This window comes from Paraburkholderia sp. DHOC27 (assembly GCF_003429005.1).
Taxonomy (GTDB): domain Bacteria; phylum Pseudomonadota; class Gammaproteobacteria; order Burkholderiales; family Burkholderiaceae; genus Paraburkholderia.
Map to the genome: position 1 here is coordinate 128,775 of NZ_QVQV01000004.1, position 11,999 is coordinate 140,773.

Genomic DNA, 11,999 nt, shown 5'->3' on the forward strand with positions numbered 1-11,999 from the left:
TCTAAAAATTAAAAAAACGAGCCGCGCTGCCAAGTGGGTTTATTTGAACGACTGCACGTCCTGATGCAGACGCTCAAGGAAGGTGCTGACGGGCATCACACCCAGATCAACACCGCCACGGGCACGCACGGCTACCGTTTGGGCATCACGCTCTTTGTCGCCGACCACAAGGAGGTACGGCACCTTTTCCAGCGTGTGCTCTCGTATTTTATAGCTAATCTTCTCGTTGCGCAAATCGGCCTCTACTCTAACCCCTTGTTTTTGCAACGTTTGGGCTAGTGATTGGGCGTATTCGGCCTGACTTTCTGCGATATTCATCACCACAACCTGCATCGGGGCGAGCCACGACGGCATTGCACCAGCATGGTGCTCGATGAGAATACCGATGAAGCGCTCCATTGATCCGACAATTGCCCGGTGCAGCATGATGGGCCGGCGACGGCTGTTATCCTCCGCCACATACTCGGCGCCGAGACGCTCTGGCAGCACCATGTCGAGCTGCAACGTGCCGCACTGCCACGAGCGGCCGAGCGCGTCCTTGATGTGATATTCCACTTTCGGACCGTAGAACGCGCCCTCGCCGGGCAGCTCTTCCCACGTCACGCCACAGGCCGTCAGCGCGTCGCGCAGGCCCTGCTCGGCGCGATCCCACGTTTCGTCCGTACCGGCGCGCGCGTCGGGGCGCAGCGACAGCTTGATCTCGACGTTATCGAAACCGAAGTCCTTGTACACGCTCATGGCCAGCGTGTTGAAGGCGATCGACTCGCTGATGAACTGCTCTTCGGTACAGAAAATGTGCGCGTCGTCCTGCACGAAACCGCGCACACGCATCAGGCCATGCAACGCGCCCGACGATTCGTTGCGGTGACACGAGCCGAATTCTGCATAACGCAACGGCAGATCGCGGTACGAACGCAGTCCGTGATTGAAGACCTGCACGTGACCGGGGCAATTCATCGGCTTGATGGCGTAGTCGCGCTTTTCCGATTCCGTCGTGAACATGTTTTCACGATAGTTCTGCCAGTGGCCCGACGCTTCCCAGAGCGAGCGGTCCATGATCATCGGCGTCTTGATTTCGAGGTAGCCCGCACCGTTCACGCGGCGACGCATGTACTGCTCGACCTGCTGCCACAGCGTCCAGCCGCGCGGATGCCAGAACACCATGCCCGGCGACTCGTCCTGCATGTGGAACAGGTCGAGCTGCTTGCCGAGCTTGCGGTGGTCGCGCTTTTCCGCTTCCTCCAGCATATGCAGGTACGCTTCCTGGTCTTCCTTCTTCGTCCAGGCCGTGCCGTAGATACGCTGCAACTGTTCGTTCTTCGAATCGCCGCGCCAGTAAGCGCCGGCCACCTTCATCAGCTTGAAGACCTTCATCTTGCCGGTGGACGGCACGTGCGGGCCCCGGCAAAGATCGGTGAAGCCGCCGTGCGAGTACAGCTTGATTTCGTCGCTGGCGGGAATCGATTCGATGATCTCGGCCTTGTACTTTTCGCCGATGCTCTTGAAGAAGTCCACCGCTTCGTCGCGCGAAACCACGCGGCGCGTAACCGGCTCGTCTTTCTTCGCGAGTTCCTGCATGCGCTTTTCGATCTTCTCGAGATCTTCCGGCGTGAAAGGACGGTTGTACGAGAAGTCGTAGTAGAAGCCGTTGTCGATCACAGGCCCGATCGTCACCTGCGCTTCCGGATACAGATCTTTCACCGCATACGCCAGCAAGTGCGCCGTGGAGTGGCGAATGATGTCGAGGCCGTCGGCGTCTTTCTCGGTGATGATCGCGAGCGATGCGTCGTGATCGATCAACGCGGACGTATCGACCAGCTCGCCGTCGATCTTGCCGCCCAGTGCGGCCTTCGCGAGACCTGGGCCAATCGAAGCCGCCACTTCGGCTACGGTCACCGGGTGCTCGTATTGACGAACAGAACCGTCAGGCAGACGTATCGAAACCATTGCGTTCTCCGTGATGCCGACCGGTGGCGGCACATGCAACAAGCAAAAGAAAAAACATCAAGACGAAAAAAATGCGGCCCCACTTTCGAGGGGCCGCATTCACATTTCCAGCAAACTGCAATGGCGAAAGTGGTCCTCGACTAGCGTCGTTCCGAAGCAGTATCGGTCAACGTTCGCGGTGTCATAACCGTATTCGCCTTTTGCGCCAAGGCGCTTGCTACATCTCTCGAAACCCCGGAAAACCGAAATTTCTTTTTCGTTGGTAGGCTCGATTGGACTCGAACCAACGACCCCCACCATGTCAAGGTGGTGCTCTAACCAGCTGAGCTACGAGCCTGAAGAAACGAGATTATATGGAGCCCCACATCGCTTGGCAAGTACTTTTGTACGGTGACACTGAAAATTACCGCTATGCTTTACCGCTTTATTTCACGTAACTTCAACGGCCCGCTTTGAGCGCAGCCATCATGCTTTGCGCGACGCACGCACGACGCCCGTGACTTCACCGAGCAACGCACACGCACGCTGAATCTGCGCCGCGCTCCACACCTCGACCGTGAATTGCATGAACGCCGCGTTACGCCGCGTCTGCGTCTTCACACCTGTCACGTTCATCTTCTCGCGGGCGAACACTTCGGAGATGTCGCGCAGCAGGCCCTGCCGATCTGTCGCCTCGATAGACAGATCGACGGGATACACCGACTGTCCTCGTCCGTTCATCACCTCCGCGGACCATGCGGTCTCCAGCACACGTTCAGGCGCGCGCTCGGCCATGCGCAAAAACGTCGGACAGTCGCTGCGGTGGATCGACATGCCTTTGCCGCGCGTGACAAAACCACTGATGCCATCGGGTGGCGCCGGGCGGCAGCAACGCGCCAGTTGCGTAAGCAACGCATCGACGCCGACGACCAGCACGCCCGTCGACGCACCCTGCGCGACGCTCGACCCACTGCTGCGTTTCTCGAACTGTTCGGGCGCTTCGACTTCCGGCTCGGGCGGCGGCGCGTCCTGCAACGCCTGCTCGATCAGCCGCAAACTGAACTCTTCCTTGCCGACCACCGAGAACAGATCGTCCGTGGTCTTGAAGCCGAGCTTTGCCGCCAGTTGATCGAGGTTGACCGAAGTCTTGCCTTCACGCTGCAAGGTCTTTTCAACCATCGCGCGGCCGGTGGCGATATGTTCCTGCACTTCGACCGCGTTGAACCACGCGCGCACCTTCTGGCGCGCACGCGGGCTATGCATATAGCCCAGTTGCGGATTGAGCCAGTCGCGCGACGGGCCGCCCTCCTTCACCGCGACGATCTCTACCGTCTGGCCGTTTTGCAACTGCGTGTTGAGCGGCACCATCGCGCCGTCGACGCGCGCGCCGCGGCACCGATGTCCCAGTTCGCTGTGCAGGTGATACGCAAAGTCCACAGGCGTTGCGCCCTGCGGCAGCGGAATCACACGCGCCTGCGGCGTCAGCACGTAGATGTGGTCGTCGTCGAAGGTGGCCTGGCGCAATTGTTCCCACGGCTGTGCCGCGCGCTTCTCGCCATGCTCGCCCTCGGAGACATCGTCTTTCCACGCCAGCAACTGACGCAGCCAGGCAATCTTCTCGTCGTACTTCTCACTGGCAGTGACCTGACCGCCATAGCCGCGCGCGCCCGCTTCCTTGTAACGCCAGTGCGCCGCCACGCCGTATTCGGCGAACTGATGCATTTCCTGCGTACGGATCTGCACTTCGAACGCACGGCCGTCGTCGCCGATCACCACCGTGTGCAGCGATTTATAGCCATTCGGCTTGGGACGCGAAATGTAGTCGTCGAATTCCTTCGGCACCGGTTGCCACAGGTTATGCACGATGCCGAGCACTGTGTAGCAATCCTTGATATCCGGCACGATCACGCGAAACGCGCGCACGTCATACAGCTCGGCAAAGTCGAGTTCCTTGCCGCGCATCTTGCGCCAGATGCTGTAGATGTGTTTTGGCCGTCCGCTGACTTCCGCGCGAATATGGGCCGCTGCGAGTTCCTGTTGCAGCCGCGCGATGGCCTCGGCCACATAACTCTCGCGCTCCACACGCTTCTCATCGAGCAGCTTCGCGATACGCTTGTAAGTAGCGGGCTCTTCGAAGCGCAGCGCGAGGTCTTCCAGCTCCCACTTCAATTGCCAGATGCCCAGCCGGTTTGCGAGCGGTGCGTAAATATCGAGCGTCTCACGCGCCACGTCGGGCGACGGTGTGACCTTCGCGGCGGCGTAGTAACGCAGCGACTGCAGCCGCGACGCAAGGCGGATCAGCACCACGCGGATGTCCTGCGCAAACGCGAGCAACATCTTGCGCAAGGCTTCGACCTGCGCGCGGCGTGCCGCTTGCGCGTCGCGCCCTGCTTCCGGAATCGCATTCTGCGCCGCGCGCAAACTCACCGTGCCGAGGCGCAGCAACTTGCGCACGTCGCTGACGAGTTGCGCAACCTCTTCGCCGAAGTCGTCTGCAATCACCTGCTCGGGATCCTGCAGATGCGGCGTCAGCGCAAACAGCGCCGCCGCCAGCACCGCCGCCGGATCGACATTGAGCGTGCGCATGATCGACGCGGTACCCGCCGCGTGATCCGCCAGCAATTCTCCCGATGACAGCCGCACCTCGCCCGCATGTTCGCGCACGAACGCCATCGCTTCCTCGAAGGAAGGGACGGGAAGAGGAGCGGTCGTGACGGTATCGGTATTCATGGTGCGACGGCCCGCCGGGCCAGACGGATCAAATTAAGTTCAAGCGTGTTTCAACAGCAGATGCATGCGCCGATCTAGTCGCGCGTTGCGGCCACGACGACGATTTCGACGAGGCACTTCGGATTCGCGAGACGCGCTTCGACGGTGGCGCGCGGCGGCGTAGCGCCCTGCGCGACCCACTCGTCCCACACGGCATTCATGCCGGGGAAATGCGCCATGTCCGAAATGTAGATCTGCGCCGACAGCAAATGCGACTTGTCGCTGCCCGCTTCGCCGAGCAACCGGTCGATGTGCCCGAGCACTTCGCGCGTCTGGCCGGTGATGTCCTGCTCGTCGTCTTCCGCAATCTGGCCGGCGAGGTACACGGTGCCGTTATGCACTGCGATCTCGGAGAGCCGTTTGCCGACGTGGTGACGAATGACTGCCATGTGGATTCCCGATGATGATGATTGAATTGAACGAACACCGCGAACGCCAGTGCGCTTCGCAGCCCGCAAAAGTGTGCCGCGCAACCCGATATTATGACGCGTCTGCGCCAGCCCCGAGAAAGAAGCGGCGCGCAATGTCGATCTGCCCGGCGCTCAAAAACGCCGGCGCATGCCCCACACCCGGAATCTCGACGCTCGATACCGCCTTACCCTGCGCCATCATTTTCGCAACCGTCTCGCGCGACAGCAGATCCGATTGTTCCCCACGCACCACCAGCACGGGGCCGGCAGTCGCCCCCAGCGCGCCCCACAGCGCCGCCTCACCAGCCTTCACGGCCTCTTCGGTGGTCGCCTTGAACGGCTCGGCAATGCGTGGGTCGTAGCGGAAGTACCAGGCGCCGTCACGCTCATGCAACAGCGGCGTATTGATCTCGCACCATTCTTCCGGTGTAAGCGGGCCGAACGATTGCGCAAGCAAAGCGGCGTAATCGATGCCCTGTTGCAGCGTCTCGAAACGCACCGGCTTGCCGAGGTAGTCCCCGATGCGCCCCACCGCGCCACCCTCGAGGTGCGGCCCGACATCGTTGAGCAACATATTCTGGATAGGCGAGCCCGGCAGCCCGGCCAGCCCCATGCCGATCAGACCGCCCATCGAGGTGCCGAACCAGTCCACTTTTTCGACATCGAGCCGCGCGATCAGCGTGACCATATCCGCCACGTACTGCGGCACGCTATAGTAGTTGGGGATGGTTAGCCAGGATGAAAGCCCACGCCCCACCACGTCCGGACAAATCACCCGGTATGTGTCGGCGAACGCCGCCGCGAGCCGGTCGAAATCGCGACCCGAACGCGTCAGCCCATGCACACACACCAGCACTCGCGGATTGGCCGGATCGCCCCATTCGGTGTACGCCACGCGATGCAAGCCGCCGGGGCTCGCACACTGGACGAAACGTTGGCGGGGCGAAGTCCGATTTGCTGCGGTGAGAGAAGCGGAAGGCGTAGCGGTCATCGAATTTCCCTTTGCAAAAGTGCGGACCCTTCAGAAACCCACAGCGAAGGCCCACAGCGTGCAAACGATTGTAAACCGCTTTGCCACACGGCACGATCGACCGAACGGCCTAGGAAAAATCGCATGCCCATGCCACCAGGCCAAGCCCCGCGCCGCATCAAAAGAAAAAGCGGGCGGAGACTCGCGTCCCGCCCGCTATACCGTCCCTCTTCGCCATTGCCCTTCACAGAGGCGCCAGCGCGAGAACAACGAACTAAGATCAGCTCACCGCGCTCACATCCAGCGGCGCGCCCGTCTTGGCCTTGATTTCCTCGACCGTGACGCCCGGCGCCAGTTCAGTGAGCTTCAAGCCATCTTGCGTCACCTCGATCACGCCCAGGTCGGTGATGATCTGATCCACCACGCCCACGCCCGTCAACGGCAGCGTGCATTCTTCGAGGATCTTGTGCTGATCGCCCTTCGCGACGTGCTCCATCAGCACCACGACGCGCTTGACGCCAGCCACCAGATCCATCGCGCCGCCCATGCCCTTGATCATCTTGCCCGGAATCATCCAGTTGGCGAGGTCGCCCTTCTTGCTGATCTGCATGGCGCCGAGAATGGCCAGGTTGATGTGGCCGCCGCGGATCATCGCGAACGAATCCGCCGACGAGAAAATCGACGAACCCGGCAGCGTGGTCACCGTCTGCTTGCCGGCGTTGATCAGGTCAGCGTCCACCTCTTCCTCTGTGGGCGATGGGCCAATGCCGAGCAGACCGTTTTCCGACTGCAGCCACACCTCGACACCGGCCGGCACGTGGTTCGCCACCAGCGTGGGCAAGCCAATGCCCAGGTTCACGTAGAAGCCGTCCTGCAGTTCCTTCGCCGCGCGTGCGGCCATTTCGTCACGAGTCCATGCCATGATCACGCTCCTTTCGCGCGGACGATGCGTTGTTCGATGCGTTTCTCCGGATGCGCATTCAGCACGATGCGCTGCACGAAGATGCCCGGCGTGTGGATCGCGTCCGGATCGAGTTCGCCCACTTCCACGATTTCCTCGACTTCCGCCACGGTGATCTTGCCCGCCATTGCGCACATCGGGTTGAAGTTGCGCGCCGTGCGGCGATAGATCAGGTTGCCGGACTTGTCGGCCTTCCATGCCTTCACGAGCGCGACATCGGCGGTCAGCGAGTGTTCGAGCACGTAGTGGTTTTCGCCGAACTGGCGGGTTTCCTTGCCTTCGGCGATCAGCGTGCCGTAGCCGGTGTTCGTGAAGAAGGCCGGGATGCCGGAGCCGCCCGCGCGCAGCTTTTCGGCGAGCGTGCCCTGCGGGGTGAATTCCAGTTCGAGTTCGCCGGCCAGATATTGCCGTTCGAATTCCTTGTTCTCGCCCACGTACGACGAGATCATCTTCTTGATCTGGCGCGATTCGAGCAGCAGGCCGAGGCCGAAACCGTCGACACCCGCATTGTTGCTGATGCAGGTGATGCCTTTGACCGCCGAATCGCGCAACGCCGCGATCAGCGCCTCGGGGATGCCGCACAGGCCAAAGCCGCCGACGGCGAACGTCTGCCCGTCCTTGACGATGTCCTTGAGCGCGGTGACCGCGTCTGGATAGACCTTGTTCATCAGTGTGTCCCTTCCTCTATGGAAACTCGAAATCCGGTACGCCGGCCCCCGGACCGGTGCGATGCAGGGTGCTCGAGCACGGTGACCGTGTCACCGCTCTGGCGTGGCGTGCGCGCGAGGCGTGTGTTGCTGTGCCCAGAACGTCATTCTAGTCATCCGCCGCCGCGCCTGCGCTGACGTTGAACAACGCGCCGGACACGCCTTGCACATGAGCGCCGGACGTAGCCTTCGCCGAAGCGCCACGCGCGTCTCTCGCTGTGACATCGCAGCCTTATGATTGGTTCGGCAAGGGTACGATGCGCCCGTCATACGGCACAATACGCAAAAATACATAAGTAGACACCCGCCGCCCCGCCATGCCTGCACTGGATTACCAAACCGCTTTCCACCTTGCGCCTATCGGGCTCGTGCTCTCACGCGAGCGTTTCATTGAAGACTGCAACGACCAGTTGGCGTCGATCTTCGGCTGCGCGCGCGAGGCGTTGCTCGGGCAGTCGTTTCAGGTGCTGTATCCGTCCACGGACGAATTCGAGCGGATCGGCGCTCGCATTCCGCCCATCATGACCGCGCAGGGCAGTTATGCCGACGATCGCATCATGAAACGCGCCAATGGCGAACTGTTCTGGTGTCACGTGACGGGGCGCTCGCTCGAACGCGCCGCGCCGCATGCCGCCGGCGTCTGGACTTTCGAGGATCTGAGCGCGACGCGCCGGGTCGCCGTGGAGCTGACGCCGCGCGAGCGGGAAATCGCCGCTCAGCTCGTCACGGGTAAAACCAGCAAGCAGATCGGGCGGGCGCTGGACATCAGCCCGCGCACCGTGGATGTCTACCGGGCGCGGCTGATGCGCAAATACGGCACGGGCAACGCCACGGAACTGTTGCAGCGGCTGCTCGGGCAATGACCCGGGGCTGCGGAATGTGCGCGTGTACGCGTGTTGTGCGTGGCGCGGATGCTGCGGCGCGCGTAGCACCCGCAGCACGTGCTTCAGGCACCCTTGACGAGCACCGCCCCTTCGATGGTGGCGCGCAGCACATCGGGGATCGGCGTCGATTTGCCGGCCGCGTAGTCGATCCACACGCAGCGTGCGGCACCGCGTGCATAGACGGTATCGGGATCGTCGGCGCGCGTGAGTTCGAACGCAGTGTCGAAACTGCTGCGCCCGGGCGTGCCGACCGACATCCGGCCAATCACGTCACCGGGGTAATGCAACTGCTTGAGAAACTCCATCGACGCATTGACGATCACCGGCCCCTGCCCTTCACTGTTGCCGCCGGCAATGCCCAGTTGCTCGAACCAGGAAATGCGCACCTGCTCCATATAGCGGAAATAGACCGTGTTGTTCACATGGCCAAACGCGTCCATGTCGCCCCAACGGATCGGCATGGACAGCTCAAAAACTGCGTGGTAATCGGTCATCAGACTTCTTCTGCGGGTTGAAACAGGGAGCGCGGCCACGCGCCGATGAATGACGGACGTTCAGGACAGCCCGAAGCCGTCATCGGCGGCAATGATCGAGCCGTTGATAAATTGCGATTCGTCGGCGGCGAGCAGCAGCAACAGCCCATCCAGGTCTTCCGGCTTGCCCACCCGGTGACGCGGCAGCATGGCCGTCAGCTTCTGGCCCTGCTCGGTGGACCAGTGGTGGTGATTGATTTCGGTGTCGATATAGCCCGGACAGATGGCGTTCACATTGATGCCATGCTTGCCCCATTCGAGCGCCATCGCCTTGGTCATGTGCACGACAGCGGCCTTGCTCATCGAGTACAGGCCGATTTGCGGCAGCACGCGCAAGCCCGCCATCGACGCGATGTTGATAATGCGGTACGACGGTTTCTGCCCGCCGTTGCCACGCATGATCATGCGTTTGGCCACTTCCTGGGCAACGAAAAAAGCGCCGCGCGTGTTGGTATCGAAGACGTACTCGAAATCCGCGGGCGTCACGTCCGACAGCTTCTGGGTGGTCGACACGCCCGAGTTGTTCACGAGAATGTCGATGGTGCCCGCCTCGGTTTCGGCGTGCGCGACGGCAGACTTGATGCTCTGGTAATCGGTTACGTCCAGCGAAACGACATGCGCCGCGCCGCCGGATGCCTCGATCTCGGCGCGCAGTTCCTTCAGGCGCTCGGTACGGCGGCTTGCCAGCACGACTTTCGCGCCCGCCTGCGACAACACCTGAGCGAAGCGCTTGCCGAGCCCGCTCGAGGCGCCGGTAATCAACGCAACCTTGCCTTCCAGATTGATCGAACGGCCCATTGTGGTTACCTTGTTCGGTTGGGTTTCGGGTTCCAGTTCCACGTTGCAGCGCTGCGGGTAAGGCCAGATACGTCAGGCACCGGCTGCGACGGGCACACCGACCGCCCATGTGCGGGACAACACCCTATCACATAAATAGAACGATCGTGCTAATCTCTACTTCTTGAGTTGCAGCTCATGGATCGTTCGCCCACAATACGATCCCGCAAAAGCATTCTCGCAAAAAGCATTCTAACGGTAAGAGGAGCATCAATGACCCCCGCAAGTCTCATTGAGCAGTACGGTCCCCGCGAGTCGATGGAATACGACGTGGTGATCGTCGGCGGCGGCCCGGCTGGCCTGTCGGCGGCGATTCGCCTGAAGCAGCTGGCGCAGGCAAAAGGCGTCGAGATCGGCGTCTGTGTGCTGGAAAAGGGCTCGGAGATCGGGGCGCACATCCTCTCCGGCGCGGTCATGGACCCCCGCGCGCTGAATGAACTGATTCCCGGCTGGAAGGAAAAAGGCGCACCGCTCGACGTGGAAGTGACCGAAGACCGCTTCCTGTTCCTCTCGGAATCCGCGGCGAAGACCGTGCCCAACTGGGCACTGCCGGACAACTTCAAGAATCACGGCAACTACGTGATCAGTCTCGCGAACGTCACGCGCTGGCTGGGCCAGCAGGCCGAGGCGCTGGGCGTGGAAATCTTCCCGGGCTTTCCGGCAGCGGAAATCCTCTACAACGACGACGGCTCGGTTAAGGGCGTCGCCACGGGCAACCTCGGCATCGGCAAGGACGGCCAGCCCACCGAGAACTTCCAGCTCGGCATGGAGCTGCACGCCAAGTACACGTTGTTCTGCGAAGGCGCGCGTGGCCATCTGGGGCGTCAGCTCAGCGACAAATTCAAGCTGCGCACGGGCGTCGATCCGCAGGTTTACGGCATCGGCATCAAGGAACTGTGGGAAATCGACCCGGCGAAGCACAAGCCGGGGCTCGTCATCCACACGGCCGGCTGGCCGCTCGACACCGACACCTACGGCGGCTCGTTCCTGTATCACATGGACAACAACCAGGTGATGGTCGGCTTCGTGGTGGGGCTCGGCTATTCGAACCCATACCTGTCGCCGTTCGAGGAATTCCAGCGCTACAAGACGCATCCGGCGATCCGCGCGTTCCTCGAAGGCGGCAAGCGGGTCTCTTACGGCGCGCGGGCCATTACCGCCGGCGGTTTGATGTCGCTGCCGAAGCTGGTGTTCCCGGGTGGCGCGCTGGTGGGTGACGATGCGGGCTTCCTGAACGCCTCGCGCATCAAGGGGTCGCACGCGGCGATCAAGACCGGCATGCTGGCGGCCGACGCAGCCTTCGAGGCAGTCCAGGCGGGACGTCAGGCGGACGAACTGGCGGCCTACCCCGAGGCCTTCAAGACTTCGTGGCTGCACGGCGAGCTTTACCGTGCGCGCAACTTCAAGCAATGGATGAGCAAGGGCCTGTACCTCGGCACGCTGATGGTGGGCATCGAGCAGAAGCTGCTGGGCGGCAATGTGCCGTGGACGCTGCACCACCAGCACTGGGATCACGAGATGCTGAAGCCGGCTTCGCAGTGCAAACCGATCGTGTATCCGAAGCCGGATGGCAAGCTGACCTTCGACCGGCTCTCTTCGGTGTTCATCTCGAACACCAATCACGAAGAGAATCAGCCGGCTCACCTGACCCTGAAGGATCCGACGGTGCCGGTGAACGTGAACCTGCACACGTATGCGGGACCGGAATCGCGCTATTGCCCGGCCGCCGTGTACGAGTTCGTGAAGAACGACGACGGCAGCGAGCGCCTCGTGATCAACGCGCAAAACTGCGTGCACTGCAAGACCTGCGACATCAAGGACCCGACGCAGAATATCGTGTGGGTCACGCCGGAAGGCGGCGGTGGGCCGAATTATCCAAACATGTGATGAGCGTGTTTTTGACGCCGCATCGCGTGAGGATGTGAAAAGCGCCGCTTTATGCGGCGCTTTTTTTGTGTCTCTGTGCTTTCGGCGTTGCTGCCGGCACCGTGCCGCTAGCGCG

10 protein-coding genes and 1 tRNA gene are annotated in these 11,999 nt (G+C 61.8%); 2 read left to right on the forward strand and 9 right to left on the reverse strand.

Annotated elements, in window-relative coordinates; translation table 11 throughout:
- Positions 1-39: 39 nt before the first annotated feature.
- From thrS to D0B32_RS16165, 7 genes are all read right to left on the reverse strand, one after another.
- Complete coding sequence (gene thrS / locus D0B32_RS16130; RefSeq protein ID WP_117334995.1) at positions 40-1,947, reverse strand: threonine--tRNA ligase; 1,908 nt, start codon at positions 1,945-1,947, stop codon at positions 40-42.
- A gap of 260 nt (positions 1,948-2,207) precedes the next feature.
- Positions 2,208-2,284: transfer RNA gene (locus tag D0B32_RS16140), tRNA-Val, on the reverse strand.
- A 128-nt stretch (positions 2,285-2,412) separates the two neighbouring features.
- The gene (locus D0B32_RS16145; RefSeq protein WP_117334996.1) at positions 2,413-4,656 is read right to left on the reverse strand and encodes a bifunctional (p)ppGpp synthetase/guanosine-3',5'-bis(diphosphate) 3'-pyrophosphohydrolase; all 2,244 of its coding nucleotides are present in this window, start codon (positions 4,654-4,656) and stop codon (positions 2,413-2,415) included.
- A gap of 74 nt (positions 4,657-4,730) precedes the next feature.
- Positions 4,731-5,084 carry a RidA family protein gene (locus D0B32_RS16150; RefSeq protein ID WP_117334997.1) on the reverse strand — a complete coding sequence of 118 codons (354 nt, stop codon included), beginning with the start codon at positions 5,082-5,084 and terminating at the stop codon, positions 4,731-4,733.
- Positions 5,085-5,175: 91 nt separating this feature from the next.
- A complete protein-coding gene (locus D0B32_RS16155; RefSeq protein WP_117334998.1) occupies positions 5,176-6,096 on the reverse strand; it encodes an alpha/beta fold hydrolase in 921 nt (306 codons plus the stop codon).
- A gap of 259 nt (positions 6,097-6,355) precedes the next feature.
- A complete protein-coding gene (locus D0B32_RS16160; protein ID WP_117334999.1) occupies positions 6,356-6,997 on the reverse strand; it encodes a CoA transferase subunit B in 642 nt (213 codons plus the stop codon).
- A gap of 2 nt (positions 6,998-6,999) precedes the next feature.
- Positions 7,000-7,704 (reverse strand): CoA transferase subunit A, encoded by a 705-nt coding sequence (locus D0B32_RS16165; protein ID WP_117335000.1) that lies wholly within the window; start codon positions 7,702-7,704, stop codon positions 7,000-7,002.
- A 356-nt stretch (positions 7,705-8,060) separates the two neighbouring features.
- Between D0B32_RS16165 and D0B32_RS16170 the strand changes: the two genes are divergently transcribed.
- Positions 8,061-8,606, forward strand: a complete 546-nt coding sequence (locus tag D0B32_RS16170) for a LuxR C-terminal-related transcriptional regulator (RefSeq protein WP_117335001.1) — start codon at positions 8,061-8,063, stop codon at positions 8,604-8,606.
- 83 nt (positions 8,607-8,689) lie between these two features.
- Here D0B32_RS16170 and D0B32_RS16175 read toward each other — a convergent pair whose 3' ends face one another.
- On the reverse strand, positions 8,690-9,121 hold the full coding sequence (locus tag D0B32_RS16175) for a thioesterase family protein (RefSeq protein ID WP_117335002.1): 432 nt from the start codon (positions 9,119-9,121) through the stop codon (positions 8,690-8,692).
- Between the two features lie 60 nt (positions 9,122-9,181).
- Positions 9,182-9,958 carry an SDR family oxidoreductase gene (locus D0B32_RS16180; RefSeq protein WP_117335003.1) on the reverse strand — a complete coding sequence of 259 codons (777 nt, stop codon included), beginning with the start codon at positions 9,956-9,958 and terminating at the stop codon, positions 9,182-9,184.
- Positions 9,959-10,210: 252 nt separating this feature from the next.
- On the opposite strand from D0B32_RS16180, the gene D0B32_RS16185 reads away from it, so the two are divergent.
- The gene (locus D0B32_RS16185) at positions 10,211-11,884 is read left to right on the forward strand and encodes an electron transfer flavoprotein-ubiquinone oxidoreductase (protein WP_117335004.1); all 1,674 of its coding nucleotides are present in this window, start codon (positions 10,211-10,213) and stop codon (positions 11,882-11,884) included.
- The last annotated feature ends 115 nt before the right edge of the window (positions 11,885-11,999 follow it).

Coding starts and splice junctions, on each gene's coding strand:
- thrS (WP_117334995.1), bottom strand. CDS start 1,947: ATGGTTTCGATACGTCTGCCTGACGGTTCTGTTCGTCAATACGAGCAC.
- D0B32_RS16145 (WP_117334996.1), bottom strand. CDS start 4,656: ATGAATACCGATACCGTCACGACCGCTCCTCTTCCCGTCCCTTCCTTC.
- D0B32_RS16150 (WP_117334997.1), bottom strand. CDS start 5,084: ATGGCAGTCATTCGTCACCACGTCGGCAAACGGCTCTCCGAGATCGCA.
- D0B32_RS16155 (WP_117334998.1), bottom strand. CDS start 6,096: ATGACCGCTACGCCTTCCGCTTCTCTCACCGCAGCAAATCGGACTTCG.
- D0B32_RS16160 (WP_117334999.1), bottom strand. CDS start 6,997: ATGGCATGGACTCGTGACGAAATGGCCGCACGCGCGGCGAAGGAACTG.
- D0B32_RS16165 (WP_117335000.1), bottom strand. CDS start 7,704: ATGAACAAGGTCTATCCAGACGCGGTCACCGCGCTCAAGGACATCGTC.
- D0B32_RS16170 (WP_117335001.1), top strand. CDS start 8,061: ATGCCTGCACTGGATTACCAAACCGCTTTCCACCTTGCGCCTATCGGG.
- D0B32_RS16175 (WP_117335002.1), bottom strand. CDS start 9,121: ATGACCGATTACCACGCAGTTTTTGAGCTGTCCATGCCGATCCGTTGG.
- D0B32_RS16180 (WP_117335003.1), bottom strand. CDS start 9,958: ATGGGCCGTTCGATCAATCTGGAAGGCAAGGTTGCGTTGATTACCGGC.
- D0B32_RS16185 (WP_117335004.1), top strand. CDS start 10,211: ATGACCCCCGCAAGTCTCATTGAGCAGTACGGTCCCCGCGAGTCGATG.